The sequence below is a fragment of the Fluviicola sp. genome (assembly GCF_029266855.1).
GTDB lineage: Bacteria > Bacteroidota > Bacteroidia > Flavobacteriales_D > Crocinitomicaceae > Fluviicola.
In genome coordinates this window covers 12,540-36,073 of the sequence record NZ_JAQSWB010000011.1, presented here as the reverse complement: position 1 = coordinate 36,073, position 23,534 = coordinate 12,540, and the positions used below count along the sequence as shown (strand labels likewise).

At 40.0% G+C, this 23,534-nt stretch carries 21 protein-coding genes; 5 read left to right on the top strand and 16 right to left on the bottom strand.

Translation table 11 applies throughout. The features are described 5' to 3' along the window. Window positions 1–33: 33 nt before the first annotated feature. On the top strand, window positions 34–888 hold the full coding sequence (locus K0S23_RS17710) for a SpoIIE family protein phosphatase (protein WP_300360147.1): 855 nt from the start codon (window positions 34–36) through the stop codon (window positions 886–888). Between the two features lie 81 nt (window positions 889–969). On the opposite strand, the gene K0S23_RS17705 is transcribed toward K0S23_RS17710, so the two are convergent. The 9 genes from K0S23_RS17705 to ricT all read right to left on the bottom strand — a co-directional run bounded on the left by K0S23_RS17705 (window position 970) and on the right by ricT (window position 10,913). Beyond that, complete coding sequence (locus K0S23_RS17705) at window positions 970–2,811, bottom strand: T9SS type A sorting domain-containing protein (protein WP_300360146.1); 1,842 nt, start codon at window positions 2,809–2,811, stop codon at window positions 970–972. A gap of 186 nt (window positions 2,812–2,997) precedes the next feature. Further along, window positions 2,998–3,621 carry a hypothetical protein gene (locus tag K0S23_RS17700; protein ID WP_300360131.1) on the bottom strand — a complete coding sequence of 208 codons (624 nt, stop codon included), beginning with the start codon at window positions 3,619–3,621 and terminating at the stop codon, window positions 2,998–3,000. A gap of 162 nt (window positions 3,622–3,783) precedes the next feature. Beyond that, window positions 3,784–5,091, bottom strand: a complete 1,308-nt coding sequence (locus tag K0S23_RS17695; RefSeq protein WP_300360129.1) for a peptidoglycan DD-metalloendopeptidase family protein — start codon at window positions 5,089–5,091, stop codon at window positions 3,784–3,786. Further along, window positions 5,066–5,947, bottom strand: coding sequence for a DUF4292 domain-containing protein (locus tag K0S23_RS17690; protein ID WP_300360128.1), 882 nt, complete (start codon window positions 5,945–5,947; stop codon window positions 5,066–5,068). Before K0S23_RS17690 ends, K0S23_RS17695 begins: the two co-directional genes overlap by 26 nt. Beyond that, the gene (locus K0S23_RS17685) at window positions 5,928–7,634 is read right to left on the bottom strand and encodes a tetratricopeptide repeat protein (protein WP_300360127.1); all 1,707 of its coding nucleotides are present in this window, start codon (window positions 7,632–7,634) and stop codon (window positions 5,928–5,930) included. Before K0S23_RS17685 ends, K0S23_RS17690 begins: the two co-directional genes overlap by 20 nt. Further along, window positions 7,634–8,641 (bottom strand): sugar phosphate nucleotidyltransferase, encoded by a 1,008-nt coding sequence (locus K0S23_RS17680; RefSeq protein ID WP_300360126.1) that lies wholly within the window; start codon window positions 8,639–8,641, stop codon window positions 7,634–7,636. Before K0S23_RS17680 ends, K0S23_RS17685 begins: the two co-directional genes overlap by 1 nt. A gap of 8 nt (window positions 8,642–8,649) precedes the next feature. After that, complete coding sequence (dut, locus tag K0S23_RS17675; protein ID WP_300360124.1) at window positions 8,650–9,084, bottom strand: dUTP diphosphatase; 435 nt, start codon at window positions 9,082–9,084, stop codon at window positions 8,650–8,652. A gap of 4 nt (window positions 9,085–9,088) precedes the next feature. Further along, window positions 9,089–9,562 carry a gliding motility lipoprotein GldH gene (locus K0S23_RS17670; protein WP_300360122.1) on the bottom strand — a complete coding sequence of 158 codons (474 nt, stop codon included), beginning with the start codon at window positions 9,560–9,562 and terminating at the stop codon, window positions 9,089–9,091. Continuing rightward, window positions 9,543–10,913, bottom strand: a complete 1,371-nt coding sequence (gene ricT, locus K0S23_RS17665; protein ID WP_300360121.1) for a regulatory iron-sulfur-containing complex subunit RicT — start codon at window positions 10,911–10,913, stop codon at window positions 9,543–9,545. Before ricT ends, K0S23_RS17670 begins: the two co-directional genes overlap by 20 nt. A 678-nt stretch (window positions 10,914–11,591) precedes the next feature. Between ricT and K0S23_RS17660 the strand changes: the two genes are divergently transcribed. Continuing rightward, window positions 11,592–12,110, top strand: a complete 519-nt coding sequence (locus tag K0S23_RS17660; RefSeq protein WP_300360120.1) for a hypothetical protein — start codon at window positions 11,592–11,594, stop codon at window positions 12,108–12,110. A 68-nt stretch (window positions 12,111–12,178) separates the two neighbouring features. On the opposite strand, the gene K0S23_RS17655 is transcribed toward K0S23_RS17660, so the two are convergent. Further along, on the bottom strand, window positions 12,179–13,294 hold the full coding sequence (locus K0S23_RS17655; RefSeq protein WP_300360118.1) for an ATP-binding protein: 1,116 nt from the start codon (window positions 13,292–13,294) through the stop codon (window positions 12,179–12,181). 69 nt (window positions 13,295–13,363) lie between these two features. On the opposite strand from K0S23_RS17655, the gene K0S23_RS17650 reads away from it, so the two are divergent. After that, on the top strand, window positions 13,364–14,023 hold the full coding sequence (locus tag K0S23_RS17650) for a hypothetical protein (RefSeq protein ID WP_300360117.1): 660 nt from the start codon (window positions 13,364–13,366) through the stop codon (window positions 14,021–14,023). Window positions 14,024–14,089: 66 nt separating this feature from the next. Here the strand turns inward: K0S23_RS17650 and K0S23_RS17645 are convergent, their stop codons facing one another. The 4 genes from K0S23_RS17645 to K0S23_RS17630 form a co-directional block, all read right to left on the bottom strand. Then, the gene (locus tag K0S23_RS17645; protein WP_300360116.1) at window positions 14,090–14,710 is read right to left on the bottom strand and encodes a hypothetical protein; all 621 of its coding nucleotides are present in this window, start codon (window positions 14,708–14,710) and stop codon (window positions 14,090–14,092) included. 591 nt (window positions 14,711–15,301) lie between these two features. Continuing rightward, complete coding sequence (locus tag K0S23_RS17640; protein WP_300360115.1) at window positions 15,302–15,925, bottom strand: hypothetical protein; 624 nt, start codon at window positions 15,923–15,925, stop codon at window positions 15,302–15,304. Beyond that, entirely contained in the window at window positions 15,922–18,828 is a 2,907-nt protein-coding gene (locus K0S23_RS17635; protein ID WP_300360114.1) for a T9SS type A sorting domain-containing protein, read from the bottom strand. Before K0S23_RS17635 ends, K0S23_RS17640 begins: the two co-directional genes overlap by 4 nt. Before the next feature lie 2 nt (window positions 18,829–18,830). Then, window positions 18,831–19,802, bottom strand: coding sequence for a hypothetical protein (locus tag K0S23_RS17630; protein WP_300360113.1), 972 nt, complete (start codon window positions 19,800–19,802; stop codon window positions 18,831–18,833). Window positions 19,803–19,945: 143 nt separating this feature from the next. Between K0S23_RS17630 and K0S23_RS17625 the strand changes: the two genes are divergently transcribed. Beyond that, window positions 19,946–20,923 (top strand): glycosyltransferase family 9 protein, encoded by a 978-nt coding sequence (locus K0S23_RS17625; RefSeq protein ID WP_300360112.1) that lies wholly within the window; start codon window positions 19,946–19,948, stop codon window positions 20,921–20,923. 93 nt (window positions 20,924–21,016) lie between these two features. Here K0S23_RS17625 and K0S23_RS17620 read toward each other — a convergent pair whose 3' ends face one another. After that, complete coding sequence (locus K0S23_RS17620; RefSeq protein WP_300360110.1) at window positions 21,017–21,529, bottom strand: acyl-CoA thioesterase; 513 nt, start codon at window positions 21,527–21,529, stop codon at window positions 21,017–21,019. A gap of 105 nt (window positions 21,530–21,634) precedes the next feature. On the opposite strand from K0S23_RS17620, the gene K0S23_RS17615 reads away from it, so the two are divergent. Continuing rightward, entirely contained in the window at window positions 21,635–22,621 is a 987-nt protein-coding gene (locus tag K0S23_RS17615) for a bifunctional phosphoglucose/phosphomannose isomerase (protein WP_300360108.1), read from the top strand. A 57-nt stretch (window positions 22,622–22,678) separates the two neighbouring features. Here the strand turns inward: K0S23_RS17615 and K0S23_RS17610 are convergent, their stop codons facing one another. After that, window positions 22,679–23,470, bottom strand: coding sequence for a hypothetical protein (locus K0S23_RS17610; protein ID WP_300360106.1), 792 nt, complete (start codon window positions 23,468–23,470; stop codon window positions 22,679–22,681). Window positions 23,471–23,534 lie beyond the last annotated feature (64 nt).

Sequence of the window (23,534 nt, the reverse complement as noted above, 5' to 3'; positions counted from 1 at the left end):
AACAATCAGTTTTTCAATTTTATTTTTTACACGATGAATACGCTCGTTTTGGAAGAGCAAGTTCAGTTATCAGAACCCAATTTGGTTTCAGGAGAACTTGCCAGTCGAATTACTTATTTGGAACAACAAGCTAAAACTTTGCATGAAAGTATGCGTTATGCAGGAAGTTTACAGCGAAGTATTTTGCCAAATGAGCGGGTCTTCCAAAATATATTTTCGGACGCTTTTGTTATTTTTCAGCCAAAGGATATTGTAAGCGGTGATTTCTATTGGATTTTCCAACACCACGATGAGGTGTATTTTGCTGTTGGCGATTGTACGGGACATGGTGTCCCCGGAGCAATGGTGAATATTGCGGGGAATGCCCTGCTACGACAAATTATCCGGCTGGAGGGCTTGTCGGATCCCGCAAAAATTGTTGCATTATTGGATCTTGAATTGACCAGTTTGTTCAATGAGCATTTAACGGAAGGTACAACCAGAGATGGGATGGATCTGGTGTTTTGTAAGTTCAACCTCACTCAAATGAAAGGATCATTTTGCGGTGCAGGAAGGCCATTGGTTCTTGTAAGAGAGGGCGAATTAATAGAATTTAAAAAAGGCCTGGATTCAATAGGACATGCTTCAAAAGAATCAAAAGAGTTTGAAACGATTCACTTCGGCTTACAGGAAGGAGATCAGTTTTACCTTTTTTCGGATGGGTATACGGACCAGTTCGGGGGAGAAAATGTAAAAAAATTCAACAGACAACGATTCCGGAATCTACTTACCTCGATCTGTGATTTCGAATTACAGAAACAGCGAACAGAGTTGCTTTTGAATTACAATAACTGGAAGGGAAAGCAAGAACAGGTGGATGATATTTGTGTGGTTGGAATCAGAATATAAACAAAATTAAAAATGATCAATTATAAATTATCAAGGGGATCTTTATTACTCTATTCCCTTGATAATTAAACCATTTATAATTCACCGAACAATCAGTTTGTAGTTCTCCCCGTTCAGGTTGATCCAGTACATTCCGGATTCAAAGGATTGCGTGTCGAGCAGATAGGTGTCATCCGAATCAAGTTTCTTTTCGAAAACCACTTTTCCTAAAGCATTGAAAACAATAAGATCTGTAATCGGTTCATCAGAAGCAACGGTCACCAAACCTTTGTCCGCAGGATTCGGGTAAATTTTTACCTGGTTCACTTTACGGCTGTTGTTTACAGATTGAATTTCCGATAAGTCGAAGGATCCGTTTGAGTCAACTTGTTTTAAACGGTAGTATGAAACGCCCGGTAAGGGAGATTGATCCAAAAGAGAATAATCAAGACTTGTTTGAGAAGTTCCGCCGGCTGCCACTGTTCCGATGCTTGACCAGTTTTTGGCATCATCCGATCTCAACACATCAAAATAACTGCTGTTGAATTCGCTTGCTGTTTGCCAGGTTAAAGCAACCTGCCCGTTCGTCAAAGCAGCATCAAAATAAACTAATTCAACCGGCAGCGGACTCACAGTAAAATCTTTGGTGGCCAAAGTATAGTAACCATCCTGTGTTAGACTTTGGTTTGAGAATACGATCTGATCTCCGGCAATGGAGCTTGCTGCTGCAATTTCTGTCCAGAATCCCGTTTGTCCGGAACGGTAAACCAGTATGTAATTTGAAGTCACACCGAGATTAACACCCGCCATTCCGGCATCGCTCATATCGAAAGTCAGATTCGCGGTAGTTGCGGTGCCTGTATTGGTTATATCAATGTACCAGATACGCTGCCAGCGTGAAACATTTGTTCCGCTTATGCCGACAACATCTGTTGTGACTTCACTGTTTGCCGGTGAGGCATGTCCGGCAAGAATGTAGTCCGTATTATCCAAACCGGAAACCGATTGAATTCCCATTCCGGCACAAGTTGACGGATCGAATTGGGGATTCGAACCACCTGATGCATCTCTTCCGACACCTGAAATATTCCGGTCGTAATTTCCGTTTGCCGGATTATCACCTGCATAAAAATCGTTTGAGCTTAAAGCAATATCGTATTTCGCCGACAGATGGTTATTGATTATGATTCGCTGCGCATCATTTACTTTTGTACGGTACATGATGATTTCGGAGATATAGCCATTGAAAGATCTGGGATCACCAACATGAGTGGCTCCGACGGTTAACTGAGAATTTTTGTCAGGGATAATCGAACTGCTTTCTGCAGAAGTAATGAGTAATTGCTCTTCATCATAAATGGAGGTTCGTTGAGTCGAAGTCAATGTCCCATCATAGAAAACATCGTAAATTTTATTGGTATTAATATTATTTGCGGTATTGCTGGAAAACCGGTTGTTATCATTATCAATATCAATGGTGAGTTCATTTGCAGAATAAAAGAAGATCATGAAAGCCTCTTCGTTACCAAAGTTAACTCGCTTACTGATAATAGACTGGGCATTTCCAAATCCTTTCATGCGTGTAACCGTGAAGAAACTGTAACCGCTTGTATTGTCAAAAATGGGATTGTCCGGTGCTGAAAAAAAATCGTTTTGCCCGGTGCCGTTATTATTGTCGAATTCAATTGCAGGAAGCCCGTTCATAAGGGAACTTACAAATAAAGGTTGTTGTGACGTATTGCTCTGGCCCAATACAACACCGTTTCCGGATTGATCATTCCACGAAGCAATTGGAGAGCCGTTTGTGGAAGTGCTTGTACCGGCATCTGCTTTTAACCATAAAACATTGGTCGCAGAAGTTCCGACACCGGCAGGACCGGATTGCCCGAATGTAGAAAATGCCAATAGACTAACCAGGAGAGTTAAGGAGATAAAGTTGTTCATTACACCAACACTATTACAAAATTTATTTTTGAATCAAATAGTGATTCTCTTACGCAGGTGCAAAAGTACTCTAAAAAATTGAAAAAATATTCATAAAAGACATTAAATGAACCAATTAACATTTCATTTGGAATTTGTGAATTCTGAACGAGAATAGAGTGCGTTTATGAGCAATCAGTTTAGCTGTTAGCGCCCACTCCAGAACCAGTATTGGTAATTTCCGAATGCACGGGAAATTAAAAATACCACTAAGATTATGACGGCAAGTACTGCAACAATCCCGAGCAGGATTACGCCAAAATTGGCTCCGGGGGCCAGGAAAAAACCTAATGCGATGAGCCCACCGACGAAAAGAGCCCAAGTTGCAACTTCTTCCCAATCAATATCTATGTCTCTTTTTTCGGAACGTTTTTTCGAATCTTTTTTTAATGATTTGCTCATTAATGATTCGGAAAAATGTGTGTGAATGGAAATATGGGTTCGAATCCTGTTAGAAACGGTTTTAATTTTTGACTTCCTGGAAACCACTTTAATGGCCGGAATGACTTTCTCATCCATTGGCGGAGGAATTATGTCCTCTTGCTTTTCTTTAAGTATGGAAGTATCAATGATAGAATCCTGAGACCTTATTATCTCACCGGTTTCCGGAATTTCAGTTATAAGCTGATTGGTATTGGTATTATGTGAGTCAGCCGGGGGCTGGCGTTTATGAAATTCCACATGAAATCCCCTGGAATAAAGTTGTTTTTCAATAGTACATGAACTCACTGCAAACAGCAACAGTAACAGGAAGATAATTTGAGCTCTCATCGTTTTTTTTGACGAAGCTAAGTAATCACTACGGGAAAAAAGTGGCGCTTATTGCCACTTAATTTAAGGTAGTTGCGGAAAACCGTACTGCTCAATTATAAATGAAGCAATTACCAAGATTAGAACCTGTCTTGATAATTCATAATAAATCTTGCTAATTCCTTATTGAGCCAGCCACAAGGTCGGATTGATGCGCTGCACGGTTCCTTCCACAACCTGGTGAATTTCGAAATGAGATGTCGAAAGATTTCCTTCTTCATCTGCAAGTAATGACCCGATAGATTGTTTGGAACTTACCTTATCGCCGACAGAAACGTAAGCCTCCTGCAAATTGCTATAAACCGTTCTGTACGCACCATGTTTTATGATAACGACTTTTCCGGCACCGGGAATATTTAAAACACTGGTTACTTCTCCGTCAAATACCGCACGGACTTGCGAATTTTTAGGTGCGCCGATGTCAACGCCATTATTATTGGTATACACATTGGGCAAAGTAGGATGGGCATTTTTTCCATAGCTTTCCGTGATGGAGCCTTTTGATACCGGCCAAGGCAACTTACCGCGGTTAGATTCAAAACTTTTACCCAGTGCAATGTTTTCCTTGGTATCTGTGAAAGCAACTTCCTTTTTTGCAGGAGTAGCGCTCGTTGTGGTTTTTGCAGGTGAGGAGCTTGTGTTTTTGGAAGCAAGGGATGCTTTTTTTTCTGCTTCTTTTTTTGCCTTTGCTTCAGCCTCTGCAATTTCTTTTTCAATAGCCAGCTTGATACGGCGTTTCAATTCTGCTTTTTGGCGCTCCTGTTCCCTTAACTCCGCCATCAATGAATTTTCATCTTTGCGCAATTTTTCAAGGGCAAGCTGCTTGGCAGATTTGTCTTTTTCTATCTGCTGTTTCTCAACAATTTTTTCCTCCAGCAATTGTTTTTTGTGATCTTTTTCCTGCTTAATTGTTCTGATTTCCTTGTGAATCGTTTTTTCGTTTTGAAGAATGACCTTGAATTGTTTTTGCTGGATTTCCGAAAGCCGTTTCAGGTAGGAAGTTCTTTTCACTGCTTCGAAATAATTCGAAGAGGAAAAAACATACATCATTTTTGCTGATTTGTTCCGATGCTTATAGGCATAAATAAGCAGTTTTTTGTATTGCTCTTTCAGGCGGATCAATTTTTTTTCAAGTTCCTGGATTTGATCTGCTTTTGAAGAAATGGTTAGCTCGGCACTGCGGATTTGATTGTCAAAATTCCGCACCAGCAGCTCCCGGTTTTTAACTTGATTTTCAATTAACTTTAATTCATTCAAAGAAGATTCTGTTCCTTTTTTTACTTTATCCAATAAGGATTTCGTAGTCGAAAGTTTCTTCTCCAGCTTGTTTTGTTCAGCTTGAAGCTGATCACTTTTCTTTTGTGACCAAACAACGCCGGTACTAATTAACAGTACTATAAACAGGCTATTTTTCAGAATTACAGTCACCATATTCTTCCGGTATTACAAAATAAATTTCCTGCGGGGTGTTTACTTCTGTCTTATCATAATCCATTGTTAGAACGATATGATTCCTCGCCGTTACAATATCGATGATCATTTCTTTTGGAAGCAGGTAAGTGCCTACGGTATCGCGGTCGATATAATCGACGGAAATATGTGTGGTGTCTTCCGGGCTGTCAATAACCAGGCGACTGATACTTTTTAAGGAAGGATGAATGTAATAACGGATCATGACATTGTTCTCGCTTTCGTCATTCCCATTATTTCGATCTTTCCGGAAATTGAGATTATTGTCCCGGTCGTGCTGTTTGTTTTTATTTTCCTTTTTAATAATCCTTTTCCGGTGGGAGGAAATAATGTAATTATAAGGATCGTTGATCTGGAAATATTTTTGGGTCGTATCATATGCTACCGGGAGGCCCAGCAGTAATTCTTCAATATTCCGGTAATCGAAATCCACACCAAACGATTCTTTGATGTAACTCATCGTGGTTCGAATAGCGCATTTGTCTTTCCGGTTGGAGATAAACAGCGAGTCGCGTCTGATGATGGAATTTACGATGGGAATTCCTGCATAAGTGATTATCGGATTGATGATACTGTCTCTGATTGAACGAATAGAAGTTTTAAAACTGATTCTTCTATTGGTATCGGAAAAATGACATTTGATTTTTGTATAAAACGAATTTGGACGAATCCCGGAAAGGCTGTCCATTGCATGGAGTAACTCGTTTGTTTTTCGTTTTTCGAGTTTCATCGGTTTATCGGGAGCCGGTCTCCTGGCACAGGATCCCAGAACCACCAATAAAGCAAGCCCAAACCATTTAATATTCCGGATCGACATACGTTTTTGATTGAATTTTTTTCGTGAGTGATTTATTTTTTGATCCAAGTGAAAGAGCTTTTTTCCATAATTCGAGCGCTTTTACGGTGTCGCCAAGTTTAAAAAAGGCGTCACCCAGGTGCTCTGTGTAATTTTTATTTTCTTTGACTAATTCATCTGCTTTTGCAAACTCTGCCAGGGCTTCTTTGAATTTACCCTGTTTGAATAAAACAAGTCCTTTGGTATCCAGGTAGGGTGCCTGGCCAGGTTTGCTTTCAAGAACTTCATTGATCAGTTTCTCGGCTTTTGGCAAATCCATATTGGCAAGTGCCAGGCGCATGGCATAATTGTTTTTCGTCAGCAGATTAGTAGGATAAATCGCTAAAGCCTTGTCATAAGATTCGGATCCTTCCCTGTATCTTTTCAAACCGAATAATGCATCGCCTTTTTGGGCATAAAATTCAGATTCCGTTGCCGGGTCATTTACCACCAGTTCTTTCCCGATATCGGCAGCATCAATAGCTTCCTGGAAACGGTCCAGTTGGACACAAGCAATTGTATACAGTAACTGTACACTGGAAATGGTTGGAAACAATGCACTGCATGCACGTGCATCTTTATACAGATCCTCAAATTTCAGCAGCTCATATTCCAGCATCAGGACCTGGTCCCAGATCGGGAATTTATTCTCTTCAAATTTCAAAGCGTTTTTATAAGCTGTCAGTGCCTCTTCTTTCTGGTTATTTCTAAGCAGCAAATCACCTTTAACGGAATAGCCTTTCGCATCATTCGGATAACTCTCGATCAGCAGGTCAGCGAGTTCAATTAATTCTTTATCAATGACAACCTGTTTTTCATACATCTCCAATAATATGGACATTTTGGTATCGATATCAATACTTGTCCCCTGGAAGGCGGCTTTAAAATACTTATAAGCTTCCGGCTTGTTCATTTGACGGTAATACAAATCACCCAATGCCAACTGTGCTTTGGTATTTGTGGGATCATTTTTTACCAGCTCGACCAGCATAGATTGGGCTTTGGAAATTTCCTTCTTTGAAAAATAATAATCTACCAAAGTTCCGATCAAACCTAAATCATCCGGGTAGACCTCCCGAGCTTTTTGAAGTTCATGAATTGCTTTTTCATCTTGTTTTAATGATAGGTACAATTCAAATTTTTGAATAGACAGATCGGGCAGAACTCCCAACTGATCCTCCATTTTATTCAATGAGTTAATTGCATCGTTCTGACGTCCCAAACGTTTCAGGATCTCGGAATGTGCAAATAACCAGTCAACATTATTCGGCTGGGCCGCAACCATTTTTGCAAAACACTTTTCAGATTCAACAAATTTTCCCTGGTTGTAATACATGTAACCCAACTCTTGAGTGTACCAAATGTTATTGGGATCAAGTTTGGAAGCCAGTTCCGTATATTCGGCTGCTTTTGTTTTATTGTCCAATTGTAAATAACATTGACTCAATCCAAAGGCAGCAGCATCGTCTGTGGGCCTGATCTGAAGGCAGGAATCGAAAGCCTGGATTGCATTATTCGTTTGTCCCTTTACTTTATAGCGCATAGCACTGTGAAAAGTCTGGATGTACATTAAATCAGCTTGCGAATTCGTTTTTTCGGAAACCACTTTTTTTGTTCCACACGAAGTGAAAACCAGAACCAAAGCACAGACGTAAAGGAAATATTTCATCAGCTAATTATTGAGTAATCGCTTAAGCTCAAATCTCGAGCCAAACCTTTGTATTTGGAATGTGAACCCAACATGGAGTCTTTTAAATTCGCATCGATGATAATGGAGTATTGTTGTAAAATACTGTTTTTAATAATCGAGTTGGTAACCATAGACCCTTTTCCAAGCGAAACATGAGGACCAACGACTGAGTTTTCAAGAATCACATCCTTCCCGATATAACACGGGGGAATAATGATCGAATTCAACACTTTCGCAGACTCATCCACCAGGTCAAGGCCTTTTTCCTGGTCGTATTCCAAAACCCGTTGATTCGTAATAACCGTAACTTCTTTATTTCCGCAATCGAGCCATTCATCCACTTCTCCCGGTTTAAAGCGCTTTCCTTTTTCCGTTAATCTGCGCAATGCATCGGGAAGTTGGTATTCGCCGCTCTTTATGATACCGTTTTCTACCAAAAAGTTTAATTCGTCTCTCAAAGCAATACCGTCCTTGAAATAGTAAATCCCGATCATGGCTAAATCCGAAACGAAATCTCTCGGTTTTTCAACGAAGTCAATGATCTCACCTTTGTCGTTGAGTTTAACAACTCCAAAATTGCTTGGATCTTCAATTTGCTTCACCCATAAAATACCATCCGCTTCCGGATCGATTTTGAAGTTTGCACGGAACAAAGTATCTGCAAATGCAACAACAACCGGACCCTCCAGCAATTTCTCGGCACACAGAACAGCATGTGCCGTTCCAAGTGGCTTATCCTGGTAAAAGATACTTCCTTTTGCGCCTAATTTTTCAGCGACTTTAATTAATTCAGCTTCGATTTCAGGACCAAAGTCACCGATTACAAAACCAATTTCATCGATGGGTTCGCTGCACAGAGCAGCAATGTCTTCCACCAGGCGATGTACAATAGGTTTTCCACCGACAGGTACAAGCGGTTTTGGAACTGTCAGCGTATGTGGTCTTAACCGGCTACCACGCCCCGCCATTGGAACGATAACTTTCATAATATGATTTAATTTTTTCCTGTACTTCCGAAACCGCCTGCTCCGCGATTGGTTTCCGAAAGTTCATTTGTTTCTTTTAATTGTGCCTGTACAAAAGGTGCTACAACCATTTGAGCTACGCGTTCACCACTTTCGATGATTATGTCTTCATTTGACAGGTTAATCAACAACACGCCAATCTCACCGCGGTAATCCGCATCAATGGTCCCGGGGGAATTCAATACGGTCACGCCCTGCTTGAATGCGAATCCACTCCTTGGCCTGATCTGAACTTCAAAACCACTTGGAATTTCCAGGTAAAGACCCGTTGGGATCAATCTGCGTTCCAGGGGTTTTAATGTGATTGGCTCGTTCAAAAAAGCACGGATATCCAGTCCGGCAGAATCCATGGTTGCATAGTGCGGCAACTCATTATTCGATTTGTTGATGACTTTGATTTCCATAGATTTATTTCTGATTTGGATCTTTGGTAACAGCATAGCTGATATCCATCACATTTTTTGCACTCTTCTCGGTAATACCCTGCTCGAAGGTAAACACATAATTCCCCTTTTGAGGAAATTTACGGTGTCTGAAATAAACTGTGTTTTCTACAATTGTTCCCGAAGTTTCACCTATCCAGGATCCGTCCGGGTTAGCAATTTTTATTTCCACAGGCTCTCTTCCAACCTGGCCGAGCGGTGTCTTGGAATGAATAAAAAACCACAGATTGTTGTATGCGTAATCTGTTGTTGTGCGAAGTGTGATCTGAATGGTATAGAAAGAAGTTGTATCCGGAATATTGACTTTAAACACCGGCTTTACATCCTGTTCCCAGGAATTATTCTTAAAAGAATAAGATTTGTTATAAAGCGGTGTGTCCCCACAAGCGCAGAGGAAAACCAATAAAACCAATATCCAGCTATTTTTCAGTGCCTTCATTTCCTCCTGTATTTTTACGTGGCGGTCTGCGACGATTATTTTTCTTTTTATTCGGATTTGCCTGAGCTTGCGGCGCATTTTCCGCAGTACCTTCAGCCGCTTTGATTTGTGGCTGCGGTCTGTTCTGCTGCGGCCTGTTTGGCTGCGGTTTATTTTGTTTCTGAGCGGGTTTAGGTGCTGTACTTACCCCTTCACCTTCCATGCGTGGGCTACCCGGTTTTTTCTTTTTGCGTTTCTTATTCTTACTGAAAGTATTATCGAAACGGTTCAAGGAATCCTGACCAACGACATTGTCGTAATCCGGTTCTTTGCGGGCAACCTGAACATGTGTGTCAAAATCTTTCAGATCGGCAGGTTTTTTACCGGTCTTATTCAACTTGATGATATCCTGAACGCGTTCAGGGCTTAGAGCTACCAAACCAACACCAATGGAAGCTTCACCTTCATACATATACCACAACTGTCTTTTGAAAACATCGGTCTTAATATGAAAAGCAGTTCCTTTTTCTGTTTGTATTTTTACATCTGTACTTGGAAAAGATTTAATTGCATCCAGGTACATATCCAATTCGTAATTCAAACAGCATTTCAATTTCCCGCATTGTCCAGCTAATTTCTGCGGATTTAAGGATAATTGCTGGTAACGAGCCGCAGAAGTGGAAACAGAACGGAAATCCGTTAACCAGGTTGAGCAGCATAATTCTCTTCCGCATGAACCGATCCCGCCCAATCGCTGAGCTTCCTGTCTCGAACCGATCTGGCGCATTTCGATACGGATTTTGAATTTATCGGCCATGTCCTTGATTAACTGGCGAAAATCCACACGCCCTTCAGCTGTGTAATAAAAAGTGGCTTTTGTTAAATCTCCCTGGTATTCTACATCAGAGATTTTCATTTCCAAACCAATATTTACGGCTAAAGTGCGGGCCTGAAACATTACTTCAGACTCCAGAGCGCGGGCCTGAACCCATTTATCAATATCATCCTGATTTGCGATACGCAAAATCTTTTTGGTCTCCATAGGTTTTAAACCCGGAGATTTCTTTTTGACCTGAATTCTGGCTAATTCACCTATTACGGAAACAACTCCGATATCATAACCCGGACTTGCTTCCACTGCTACCACATCACCGACTTGCAGTGAGAGGTTTTTCGCATTTCTATAAAATGTCTTGCGACTATTTTTAAAGCGAATTTCAAGTATATCATAAGGCGCCTGACCAGCTGGAAGTTGCATGTTTGCCAACCAATCGAATACACCTAGTTTATTACATCCACCAGAACTACAGGTCCCATTATTTTTACAGCCGCGTGGTGTACCACCTCCGCTGCTACACGAGGAACATCCCATAGTTTTTGAATTTGAATGTAAAAATACGAAAATTAAAACTTGTGTTTTGCATTTTTAATCCGACTTGACAACAGCTCTTTGTGAATAGTGAATTCCGATTTTAAATTGTGTTTACTTCACTAAATGTCAGATCACTTATTTTACCACAAATGCTGGAAGCTTTTACGAGTGGGAATTATGTGCTTTCAATCAGGCAGCGACAAAATAGCAGGTTTGAACTATTGGGAATTTAGGTAATTTCCTGCTCTAAATCCCAGTCAGCTAAAGGGCTGTTTGTCCGCCGCGGCGGACGAACATGCAACTTTAGATACTTCTAAAACCAATTCGAACATTCTGTAATTCTGATATAAGTCACTTAAGTACACAACATCCTTACCAGTCGCCTCTTTGCTTCTTTAATTTACTAATATATTTAGTCTTCTGCCCTTAAAAAGCGAATGTGGTGCGCCTATACTGAAGCTCCGGCGTAAGCATAAGCTATTGGCGACACGCGATCAGCGTAAGCATTAGCCGAGCCAATAATTTGTGCATTTGTGATAAAAGTAAAGTGTGGGTTTGATTTATTCGAGCATTTTTTCGGCGAAGCAAAATTCGATTATGTCCTTTAGCTATAGAATAACACTAGGAATTCTTAATTAATTGGTTATTTTCGAAGACAATTTAAAACACGATCTACATATGAAATTTGGATTTATTTTTTCGGCAGTATCTGCTTTATTGATTGCTGCATCTTGTAATGTTAAAAACGACAGCAGAAAATCTTTTGATGAGGTTATTGAGTACAATGATTTCATAGTAGATCATATCAATGCACTTGATTCTGCATACATCCTTGCCCTTGAAACAGATAACGGGATTGACTATTGTATGAAAAAATGCGATTCATTGGTGGATGTTTGTGATAAAACAACTTCTGAGTTAAAAGGAATTCAACCCTTTGACGGAGACAGTTCTTTAACCATGCAGGCGCTTGCATATACTCAGTTCATGAGAAATAACGGGGAGAAGGATATCAAAAACTTTTTGAAACTTCTTGACACCTATGAAAATGCTGGATTGGAAGAGCAGGAAAAATTAGTAGGTGAAGTTCAAACAATGGCTGAAAGCATCGATAAAAACTATGATATTGAAATAGATAAAGTGAATATGGTTCAGGAGAAATTTGCAAAAAAACACAATTTCACCGTATTGAAATAAGAGATCAGCAACGGCTGATCGAAGACTAAGCAGAATCTGTTACAGATTCAATGTGCAGGAAAAGGAAACTACGCTCTGTGAATAAAGCGCATGACTTGAAAGCAGAGCTGTGTGAAAAGCAGTTTTCCAAAGGCATTTCGATCTAAGTGATAATGGGCATCATTGAAGATTTCCATGAAATCCAATGCATTATTGTTTGAAATGAAACGGGCAAAATTAGCCAGGAAATTAGCTTCTTCCTGTGAAACACGCGTAAGCATGTCTTGTGTGTAGTTCTTCAATAGACTTTGACGAACCATGTGCAAGGCATACTGAACGAATTGCTTTTGTCCTTCGCGGGAAAGTGATGAAACCTCATCAGTCCAGTCCAGCATGGCATTGACATCTTTTTTGAAACAAGCCCGCATGAGCTGGATGAACAATTCCCGGAACAGGTTCGCTTCGGACTGATCTCCCATGATTTGCTGTGCATCGATCAGGTTACCATTGCTTCTTGCAGCAATACTTTCCGCAAGTTGCCGGCCAATTCCGCTTCTTTCCACCACCTGTTGAATGACATCCATCGGGTAGGAGGGAATGCGTAAAATTTGAGTCCTGGAAAGAATGGTGGTGAGCAATTTATCCGGACTATCCGTAACCAGGAGGAAAAGTGTTTTTGCAGGTGGTTCCTCTAAAATCTTCAGGAGCTTATTTGCGCAAGTGGCATTCATTTCTTCCGCCATCCAGATCAGCATCACTTTGTACCCGCCTTCATACGATTTCAGGGAAAGTTTTTTGACGATTTCAAGGCTTTCTTCCGTTCCAATAATCGGTTTCCGTTCCTTGTCATCCATTCGCTTGGTCCAATGGTACAAATCAAAAATAGGTTGTTCCTGGATCTGTGTTCTCCAAAGTGCCAAAAGCGGGTTGGTTGTTTTCGAAATGGTTTGTACGGTAGGGAACGAAAAATGGAGATCCGGATGCTGCAGATCAGATACTTTTTTGCACGACGGGCACGTTCCGCAGCTATCCTTTTCCTGTTTGTTTTCACAAAAGATGTACTGTACAAAAGCAAGGGCTATCGGTAAGGTAGCATGACCTGATTTTCCTGCAAAAAGCTGAGCGTGACTAATTTTTCCTCCTTTGACCTCTTCAATCAAATGAGATTTTATTTCCTCTTGTCCCGGTATCGAATTGAACTGCACGTTGTAAATTTAAGCTTTATGGCGAATCTGGCAGATAATTTGTAAATTGCCTATGCAAAAATAAATACTATGAAACAGATAACACTTTTAGCCGCTACATTATTTACCACCTTTGTTTTTAGCCAGGAAGTAAAGACATCTAATGATAAAATCAGTTTCTCCCACGGATCTTTTGACGCCATTGTGGTGACAATTCCATACGGGAATAAAGACATTATAGAAAAGGAGCTGAAATCCGAAATGAAAGATTGGGGCGGAAAATACAATAGCTCAAAAGGCGAGTACACCGCAAAAGAAGCCAAAATGAAAGCAATGGGCGAAAAGTATTTTGACGGATATGCAAAGATCATTGAAAACGGATCCGAAATTAAAGTTGCTTTTGCAGTTGATTTGGGAGGAACTTACATGAACAATAGCGATCACCGCGACCAACACAAAGAAATTGAAAGCCGCGCTAAGAAATTCGGACAAACCGCTTCAAAAGAAAGTGTGAACGGAATGATCGAAGCGGAAGCCAAAACGCTTAAAAAGTTAACCGGAGAAAAAGAAGACTTATTGAAAGACATTGAGCATTCTAAAAAGGATATAGAAGATTACAAGAAAAAAATTGCTGAAGCAGAACAGAAGATCAAAGACGACGAAGCTGCTACCCAAAAGAAAGAAGGGGAAATAGGCACACAAACTACAAAGCTCGGAGAAGTGGAAGGTTTGTTGAAGAAGATTAAGTAAGCTGAGAAACCGGAAATTGAATTGAGCCGTTCATCAAAGGATGAACGGCTTTGTTTTGGCTTGGGATTAATAATCTAAGTTAAAATCAAAATATTGGTTTTCATTCAATTGAAATGATGATTCATAATTGTTAGTAACTCCATTTTTTGTAACTTGCCATTCGTATTTATAATTTCCCGCGGGTAAAGAAAAATAATCCCCATCATATTGGAAACATCCAGTTTGTACGAGAAAATCATTTGTTTCACCACCACTAATCCATAGTCTCCGAAATTTTATCTCGTCATTATTATCAATACAATTTATGTTATGAACATGTAATTTCAAGTATGCACATGGGGCAAATTCAAATGTAAAGGTTCCATCCACATCATAAGGACTGTCAAAATATTGTGTGATTTCTTTATTGTAGCAGGTATTTGCCGGCTCCACAACCCTTACACTGTAAGTTCTGCCCTTTTTTTGTTTGAGAGTAACCACTGCTTCACCGTTGGCATCCAGAACCCCGCTTGCTTCGGTGCGGTATTTTTCTCCATTAGACGCAGTGCGTGAGGAAGCAACACGGTATTCCAGTCCCGCATAAGGCTGCCCTGTAGCTGCATTGATTGCTTTAATGTGGATACTGCGCTCTTTTCCGCAAGAGGAAAGAAGGATGGTTCCGAATAGCAATATAAATAGTAGTTTCATCGTAACTAATTTATACAAAAATGAGTAATTGTACTCAAAAATGAGTTGCGATTTTCCGTACTTGTATAATTCAGTTTTATTGAGCATTTAACTCAATCAAGTACTGATTTTCGCTAATTAAATGATGTAATCTTCAAAAGAAGAAAATAGATATTAGTCTCAATAAGTTCTCCATAAGGAAATCAATAATTGAACTCGTAATATTTATATTCTCCAGCAGCTAAAAAGACAGTGTCGGCGTATGAATTTGTTATACCATTCTTAGTTACATTCCAAGTGAAATACCAATTACCCATTGGAACTTGTACAAAATCTGGCATTGTATAATCCGTACAACCATCGTAAATGGCAGGATTACTAAAACCTGAATAACCTGACAAATTTGTAACTCTGGTTACTTCAATGTGATCTGATGTCCCTTGACAGGACAAATTATTATACCTAAATTTCAAATAAGCGCATTCTACAAATTCAAAATTAAAATGCCCATTTTCATCAGACGGGCTGTTAAAAAACATGGTGATCATCTTATTATAACAGGTATTAGCAGGTTCCACTACTCGTACGGCATACCTTCTCCGATTTTTCTAGTTAATAATTAATTTCATGGAACTTGGTTTCATTTTCAACAAGATCAAATGAATCATAATAATCTGTTGAAATATTATTCTTTGTTACAATCCAATGAAGAGTATAATGTCCTATTGGTACTTGAGAAGGGACAGTTGTATAATCCGCACAACCATTCAGAGTCCAAGGAGTCGAAAGCAATGAATGAACAGTATTGTCGATATAAATTTCAATTTTATCATTTGTATCAAAACAACTCGTGTTTTTAACTTTTCTTTGAAGAGATGCACATTCCGCAAACTCAAAATTAAAATGCCCATTTTCATCAGAGGGGCTGCCAAAAAACATATTAATGGATTTATTGTAACAAGTATTAGGCGGTTCAAAAACGCGTACAACGTATCTCCTCCTGCGTTTCTCTCGTAATTCCACAACGGCTTCACCATTCGCATCCAAGTTTCCTGAAGCAACCGTTTTAGTTCCTTCACCATCTTCCGCTCCAGAAACTGAAGAAACAATGCGATACTCCAAACCCGCATAAGGCTGGTTTGTAACCGGGTTAGTAGCGGTAATATAAATGGTGCGTTTTTTTCCACAAGAGGAAAGAAGTAAACTACCGAATAGAATCATCACTAGTATTCTCATAACACGATTATTTTTTTAGTGGTAATTTTTTCTTGTTCAATCCATTTCAAGAAATATACCCCTTTGGGTAATCTAATGTAAATGGTTTTGTTCTCTTCTCCAACTTCTTCGTGTTTAAAGACCTGGCCATTAATATCTGCAATGAGATATTTACCTCCAGCTCGTGGAAAGACAATGGTAAACTGATCAGTTGTTGGATTGGGAAATACCTGCAATTCTTTTTCACCTTCTGTTTCAGATAAAGACCGTTGAATCAAATTCAATTGCTCTGCATTTTCTGCACTTCCAGGATTGCTGTCTGAATTTTCAGAATTACTTTTTCCATGGGGTCGATAGCAGCCATCACAGCGGATAAAACCATGAAATTTGCTGCCGTTTGCAGAACTGAACCCCGGTTTGAGATTAATTTCATGGCAGGCATATAGGGTGATTTCTCCTGTGCTTTCAATAGTATATGGCCCCGAATCTGTTTTCGGGCTTACATTAGCTCCCACTACAATATCCTGGTAGGCTTTGTACCAGGCCTTATAGCGATAATTATGATTCCACTGAATATGATTTTTTCCGATCACTTTATTTTGGAGGTAAACCACATCAGCTTCCGCCTCATCCAAAATAAAATTGCGAGTATATACCAAATAGACATCGTCCAATTGGTCATCGTCTACTGACTGTTGCATCTTAATATGTTGGTAAGTTTGATGATCGCAATACAAAGCCTCAAAAGGAGTAACATTAAAATGACCACTAGGATTTGCTAGGTTTGGATACCCATAAGTATTTGATGGGATATTAGGATCATAATTGAATTGATTAAACATCAACCCCTCATCTTTCAAGTTATAATACAAATTATTGTTTTGCCAGATAGCAGGGTTAATTCCCAACGCAGATACCGTTGGCAAAAAATTCATGTGGTTTTTATAATACTGTGTACCTGCCAACTGGCCCAAGGGGGCAATCACAGATTGTGCTGAACCAAGTAATATGGTCACTGCTCCTACCGGCACTCCTGTATACTGGAGAGCGCCAAGACCCATTCCTCCTTTATCATAGAATTCATCCTTATAACCTCCTTGCGCCAGATCCCATTCATAGGCATTGTTTGTTTTGTAATTGCGCTGGATCCCGATGGGAATTCCTAAAAATATATACAAATCCTTTCGTTCGAAGATAGGCCAGCCCGATCCGTATTTGGAAGCATAGACACTGCGGTTAATCGTTCTTCCGCCGTACCAGGCAGGAATCATTATCTCCTGTTTGAACAATTTCATTGCTGGATATAAACCATAAGCCGAATTATAATCTAACGAGTTACTTCCTGTTGAAATGGCCACATTACGTGTAAATGTTGGAAAACTTTTGCGTAGATCATTCATTGGGGTATATTGATGATTAAAAGAGTTGTTTAGCAGATTGGCAATATTCTGAGATTCGGAAGTGGGTGCAGGTGTAATTACCCGGTTATGCCCACTGCTTGAAATATTGCTTCCCAGAATATGGTTCATCAACATATCCTTTGAAGCAGCATCTTTTAAACTCTCGTAGGTTAAAAAGGCCGGGAAGCTGAATGCCGACATATCTTTAAATACAGCTTGTGCAAACATGGGGACATTTGCTCCCCAATGCGGGGAATCGTAAGGAATGTACAAACGGGTATGATGATGAGGCAGATTCTGCTCCATGTGTTCTTTTTCCAGTTTTTTCAGGGCATAACGCCAATGCTGACCACCCGCACTAAAACCGATTACTACATTCTCCCAATCTTCATTCGGATAATTGTCTTTTTTCTGTTGATTGATAAACTTGAGAAAATTTGCTAAGATGCCACCTGCATGGTTGATTCCCCGGTTACCAGGTGTCTCTTTAATAAAAATGACATCGTATCCCATTTCAGATAGAGACGAAATCAAGGACTTGAAATCAAACTGATCGTAGTAAGTATTAAAACCTACAATTTGTGAAATCGGTCTATACGGTGGAGCAATAATAACAGGGCGTTTAATTTTTCGACCGTTTCCACAACCGAACTTAATACAATATTCTAATTGTTTTTCTCCGCTTTGAGGATATTCCTGAACTCCCGTATCCCATCTCTCCGCACTTTTCTCCTGATTTTTGTATTTATAAGTCACGGTAGAGACATAAAACGAGAGTGTATCTTGCTTTAAAACACTATCAATAGTGTAATTAATAGCAGCCTGGCCAAGTTGCCAATCCGAAATAATTGGGTATTTAATCGTGTTGTTAACTACAGAGAATTTCTGAAAACCGTTCCCCATATTTAACTGAATGGAAAGTACTGAAATGTCCGGACTAGTAGAAATAAATTGTGGATCATAAACAATAGTTCCTTCATCATAACCGTGTTCACCATATAATTCAAGTAATGCTGCGCTCTTTAATAAAACTTTAGAATAGACCTCAGATTCATTGTACGTTTCACTTAATTTCAATTGGCTTTGCTGGTTACTAAACACATTGGGAATTGAAAATAAAGCCGAATCTATTCTACTCATATTGTGCAGTAATAAGCCAAATGGTTGAATCAGTTGATCGTTATTTACGGCACTGGCATCCAATTGAAACACTTCCAGTTTATGATACAAAGCACTATCCGTAAACAGATATGTAGGATCTGCATAGGAAACCGCAATATCCGAATATGCCTGTAACCAACTCCAGGCAGTAGCGGCACCGGAATAGTCTCCTAAAAGTTGCATATTTAATAAAGAATCTTCTGTTAAAGATCGGTCAAGTAATGCTCCTCCATATATATTAGGATTCAGTAAGCCAAATAAGGTGTCTGCAACTTCACGTCGGGTGGTGAATTCCAAGGTGTCCACCTGTCCCCACCCATTTAAACCTATGAGCAGAAACAATCCTGTTATGAATTTTCTCATGACTAGGGTTTTACCTGTTCTTTCAATTGTTGGATCAATTCCTGCTGCAGTCGGATGGTTTCCTGCTGCTGTTGCAGTAATTTCTCCTGAATATTCACCTTTTCATTGATCTGAAGCATATAGAGGGTAAGTTCTTCTACCTTTTCCATCAGCATCACATTGCTTTTTGCCACGTTAATACCTTGTTCTTCCATTTCACAGGCACTCGGAACATTGGGTAAATGGTTGTTATCGCGGATAAATGCTTGTAATTCACTCAATGGCATCAACTGGTATCCTTCATCAAAAACGTAATCCGGCCAGGAATCCAGGTTCACTTTTACCTCACGGGCATAAAGTAAACCGGTATTGTCCAGTTCCATTAATTTATAGGGTATCGGATTTCCCTGAATGCGTTTATCAACGATGATCGGATGTGTGGTTCTATTGACCGCCGTTGTAATGTGTAATTTGGAATCTGGGTTGTTCTGGCCTATCCCGACCCTTACATCCGGTACGCAAGCAGAAGAGGTATACAATTTTCCTGGTCCATTTAGCCAAACAGGTAAAGCTGGAGTGATATTTCCACCTGCATCGTCCTTGCAGGGAGGAAGAGCAAGCTCTGAATAAACAAGACTTTTCAGATCTCCGCCATTTTTAACCTTCCCCATAGAATCGATCAGCAGCACACCACCGTCAGAAATTGTAGAGTCCCGAAGTGATTTAAGAAACAAATCTCCTCCCAGAATGGTTTTTCCATCAACTTGCAGGTCACTCCGGATGTGAGCATCCCTGTCAACGATCATGGAATCTTTTACAGTTAAAGTTGAATCAATTCTCGCAGAGCCGTTGACTGTTAGTTTTTCTGCTGGTGAAGTAGTTCCGATTCCGACATTACCGGAAGCGGGAAGTGAATTTGTTTGAGAATAAGAATGACTTGTAACGCATAGCAGCGCGAAGGAGGCAATAAGCCACTGTGAAGTAGTTAGTTCCATGAAATGAATAGTTTAAATTTCAGTTACAGGGATAAATGTAAAAAACTTTTTTGGTTACAGAAGTGCGCATAAAAAATTTAACAAATTCCTTCTTGAAAATCTGATTCCTCTTTAGACATTTTCTTTTTTATACCTTTACCACCATGAAAATTCTGTTTGTCCGGTTCAGTTCCATTGGCGATGTGGTGTTAACGACTCCCGTGGTGCGTTGCCTGAAACAGCAATTGGAAAATCCGGAGATTCATTTCATTACCAAAAAGGCTTTTCAGCCAGTTCTGGACCACAATCCATATATCGACAGGCTAATTACCATTGAAAAATCAGTGGATGAGGTAATCGAACAGCTTAAAAGTGAAAAATATGATGTGGTAATTGATCTGCATAATAACATCCGGACATTGCGTCTGAAAAGAGCTTTAAAAGTGAAATCCTTTGCTTTTCCCAAAGAGAACGTCAATAAATTTCTCTTAACCACTTTCAAGATCAATCGCCTGCCGAAAGTGCATGTCGTGGACCGTTATTTTGAAGCGGTGAAGCATTTGGGAGTTAAGAATGATGGGAAGCCCTGTGACTTTTTCCTTGCAGATGCGGATATCGTTTCACTCGAATCAATTGCTCTGGCTTCGAAGAAATTTGTTGCCGTAGCCATGGGAGCTCAGTTTGCCACCAAACAGATGCCAGTTTCCTTAATGGCAAAAATCCTGGAAGGAGTTCAAATGCCGGTTGTTTTGCTGGGCGGACCAATGGATTCGGAACGTGCTGCCGAGTTGATTCAAAACCTTCCGAATCAACGGGTGCTGGATCTGTGCGGAAAACTGACCCTCAGACAATCCGCCTTCATGACTAAGCATTGCGCCAAACTATTAACCGGCGACACAGGACTGATGCACATCGCAAGTTGTTTCGAAACGCCGATTGTCAGCGTTTGGGGGAATACCGTTCCCGATTTCGGAATGTATACCTACGCTCCACAAAACAAATCATTATATACCATTCACGAAGTGGAAGGATTGAGCTGCAGACCCTGTTCGAAGATCGGTTACAAAGAATGCCCGAAAAAACACTTCAAGTGCATGCATTTGCAGGATGCAGAGAAAATCAAATTAGAGTTAGAGAAATAAATCAAGTACTACTTTAGTATGGATACTCCCACTTTACTCCCAGTATAAAGCATGGATACCCCACCTTTTCAATTCTCCATTTTCAATTATATTCTAGTCGGTAAACAACTTCCGCAATTCCGTTGCATCCTTCGGGGTCATTTTCTTTGCCAAAATCAGCGCCAGTTGCTTTCTTCTCAGCGCTCCCTCAAAACGTTCTATTTCTTCCTCTGTTTCCGGAACCAGTTCAGGAACCTGGATCGGGCCGCCATGCTGATCAACAGCCACAAAGGTGTAAATTGCTTCATTCGATTTGCTTCTTTTCCCGGTAATGTTGTCTTCTACGAAGACGTCGACAAAAATCTCCATGGAGGAATTGAAGGCACGTGAAACCTTTGCTTCCAATGTAACGATTGAAGCGTGATTGATCGGGGAATTGAAGCTGACGTTGTTCACATTTGCGGTAACAACTACTCTGCGGCAATGCCTGTGGGCAGAAACACTCGCAATTTCATCCATCCATGCCAGCAGCTGACCTCCAAATAAATTCCCCAGTGTATTGGTATCATTCGGTAAAACAACTTTTGTAGTAATAGCTAGGGTTTCCGATGCATTTCTAGGCTTCATTTTCCTTTTTTTCGTAAAAGTACATTAATTTATTCCAAGTGAAGATTTTTAAAATTTCTTCAGTTATAAAAAGCCTTGCTATATTTACAAACTTCAAAGAGAATTATGGAAAAACTCATTCAGGAATTTTCGTCTAACATCAGTGAAGCTTTAGAAATTGCTGCTAAAGTAAGTGTTGTGAAACCAAATCAGGATATCCGGAACATCGTCATTTGTGGCATGGGCGGATCCGGAATTGGGGGCAGAATTGTAGCCCAATGGATTCAAAAAACCTGTTCGGTTCCTGTACTTTCAGCTCAGGATTATTCCTTACCGGCTTTTGTCAATCAGCACAGTTTGGTGATCGGGTCCTCTTATTCCGGAAATACGGAAGAAACCTTGTTTGCTCTGGAAGATGCAAAGACAAAAGGCGCGAGCATTATTGGAATTTGCTCAGGAGGCTCACTCGCTGAATTTTGTAAATCAAATAATTTCCAATACGTACTTGTTCCGGGTGGAAATCCGCCGCGAACTGCATTGGCCTTTTCCCTGGTTCAGTTGAGCAACATATTCCTTCAGTTAGGATATGCTCATCCTGCTATTTTGAATGAAATTTCAAATGGAAAGAAGCTGATCGATTCGGATTTGGAGTATATAAAAATGGAAGCCATGCGTGTGGCTAAACAACTTCAGAAAAGAACGGTTGCTGTTTATGCAGGTTCAGAATATGAAGGAATCACAATCCGTGCGAAGCAACAACTCAATGAAAACTCAAAGGAGCTATGCTGGCAACACGTAATTCCTGAAATGAACCACAATGAGCTTGTCGGATGGGGAGGAGGAGACAATCGCTACGCATGCTTATTCATCCAAACCGGTGATTTGTCAGTACGCAATCAAAAGCGTTTTGAAATCTCTATTGAACGCACCAAATCAAAAACAGATACGGTTGAAATCATTTCAGCGAAAGGAAGTTCTCCTGTTGAAAAGAGTATTTACCTGATTCATCTGATCGATTGGATTTCACTTTACTTATCCGATTTAAAGAACGGAGATCCAATTGAAATCGAGATCATCGATTATTTAAAAGCCGAGTTGGGAAAAATCAAGTAATTGAAATAGGATATAAAAAAGTAATGGCGCGATTAATCGCGCCATTACTTTTTTGAATTAATCTACGAATTTCCCTCCGGCATAAATCTGGAATTCAAATCCGCGATCCACATGAACTTCAAAGTTTACTTTGACATGTGCACCCATGTATTTTTCAGGATCACTCGCCAGAATATTGACCAGCTGATCTTTGTAGTCTAATCTTAAAGCAGTAGTGAATCCATTCGGATCATCCGGTCCCAAAATAATGTAGCTGAACATATCTTGGTTCACAAAGCCCTGGAAAGTCGTTGCAAATTCTTTCTGGGAATTCAATGCGTCCATCGCCTTGTCAACACTGATGGCATGAAGAGGTGCTGCTTTATAGCTCATTTTATTGATATCATCCTCAAATGAAGCTCTGCGCTCCTTGGTTTTGATGACTTTTCCTTTCGCATCGTAGTAGGAAATGCGATCGATAAAAACAGCTTCGTTTGAGCCGTTAACCTGGTCAATCAGTTCTTGTGTGACGAACGGTTTCCCATTGTTCAGGAAATAAAAGCGGGTACCGTTTGTTTTACCACTTCCCTCGGAAAATTGTTCTTCAATGATCTGGATAACGTTTGCCGTATCCAGGTGTCCGATCACTTCAACCATTGTACCGTCGCCTTTTTCGTAGTGCAGCGAATTGGCAGTCAAACCGGAAGATTCCGTGATCTTCTTTAATTCGAGTACCTGCTGATCCATTTCAGCTTCATTTTTGAAATGCTTAACGATGGTTTTTTTATCTGCGGTTTTTTCCTCCTTGGAATTATCAGAACCACAGGATACTAATCCTACAAGTAATAAAGGGAAAATATACTTTTTCATAGCGTTTGTTTCATTCAAAATGACGTGATATGTAAAAGTAACAGGTTTATAACAAATGCCGACC

Bases quoted from the DNA above. Each gene is read 5' to 3' on its own strand.
- K0S23_RS17685 (WP_300360127.1), bottom strand. From the start codon at position 7,634: ATGAAATATTTCCTTTACGTCTGTGCTTTGGTTCTGGTTTTCACTTCG.
- K0S23_RS17705 (WP_300360146.1), bottom strand. From the start codon at position 2,811: ATGAACAACTTTATCTCCTTAACTCTCCTGGTTAGTCTATTGGCATTT.
- K0S23_RS17650 (WP_300360117.1), top strand. From the start codon at position 13,364: ATGAAACAGATAACACTTTTAGCCGCTACATTATTTACCACCTTTGTT.
- K0S23_RS17700 (WP_300360131.1), bottom strand. From the start codon at position 3,621: ATGAGAGCTCAAATTATCTTCCTGTTACTGTTGCTGTTTGCAGTGAGT.
- K0S23_RS17625 (WP_300360112.1), top strand. From the start codon at position 19,946: ATGAAAATTCTGTTTGTCCGGTTCAGTTCCATTGGCGATGTGGTGTTA.
- K0S23_RS17615 (WP_300360108.1), top strand. From the start codon at position 21,635: ATGGAAAAACTCATTCAGGAATTTTCGTCTAACATCAGTGAAGCTTTA.
- K0S23_RS17620 (WP_300360110.1), bottom strand. From the start codon at position 21,529: ATGAAGCCTAGAAATGCATCGGAAACCCTAGCTATTACTACAAAAGTT.
- K0S23_RS17635 (WP_300360114.1), bottom strand. From the start codon at position 18,828: ATGAGAAAATTCATAACAGGATTGTTTCTGCTCATAGGTTTAAATGGG.
- dut (WP_300360124.1), bottom strand. From the start codon at position 9,084: ATGGAAATCAAAGTCATCAACAAATCGAATAATGAGTTGCCGCACTAT.
- K0S23_RS17660 (WP_300360120.1), top strand. From the start codon at position 11,592: ATGAAATTTGGATTTATTTTTTCGGCAGTATCTGCTTTATTGATTGCT.
- K0S23_RS17680 (WP_300360126.1), bottom strand. From the start codon at position 8,641: ATGAAAGTTATCGTTCCAATGGCGGGGCGTGGTAGCCGGTTAAGACCA.
- K0S23_RS17630 (WP_300360113.1), bottom strand. From the start codon at position 19,802: ATGGAACTAACTACTTCACAGTGGCTTATTGCCTCCTTCGCGCTGCTA.
- ricT (WP_300360121.1), bottom strand. From the start codon at position 10,913: ATGGGATGTTCCTCGTGTAGCAGCGGAGGTGGTACACCACGCGGCTGT.
- K0S23_RS17640 (WP_300360115.1), bottom strand. From the start codon at position 15,925: ATGAGAATACTAGTGATGATTCTATTCGGTAGTTTACTTCTTTCCTCT.
- K0S23_RS17670 (WP_300360122.1), bottom strand. From the start codon at position 9,562: ATGAAGGCACTGAAAAATAGCTGGATATTGGTTTTATTGGTTTTCCTC.
- K0S23_RS17690 (WP_300360128.1), bottom strand. From the start codon at position 5,947: ATGTCGATCCGGAATATTAAATGGTTTGGGCTTGCTTTATTGGTGGTT.
- K0S23_RS17710 (WP_300360147.1), top strand. From the start codon at position 34: ATGAATACGCTCGTTTTGGAAGAGCAAGTTCAGTTATCAGAACCCAAT.
- K0S23_RS17695 (WP_300360129.1), bottom strand. From the start codon at position 5,091: ATGGTGACTGTAATTCTGAAAAATAGCCTGTTTATAGTACTGTTAATT.
- K0S23_RS17645 (WP_300360116.1), bottom strand. From the start codon at position 14,710: ATGAAACTACTATTTATATTGCTATTCGGAACCATCCTTCTTTCCTCT.
- K0S23_RS17610 (WP_300360106.1), bottom strand. From the start codon at position 23,470: ATGAAAAAGTATATTTTCCCTTTATTACTTGTAGGATTAGTATCCTGT.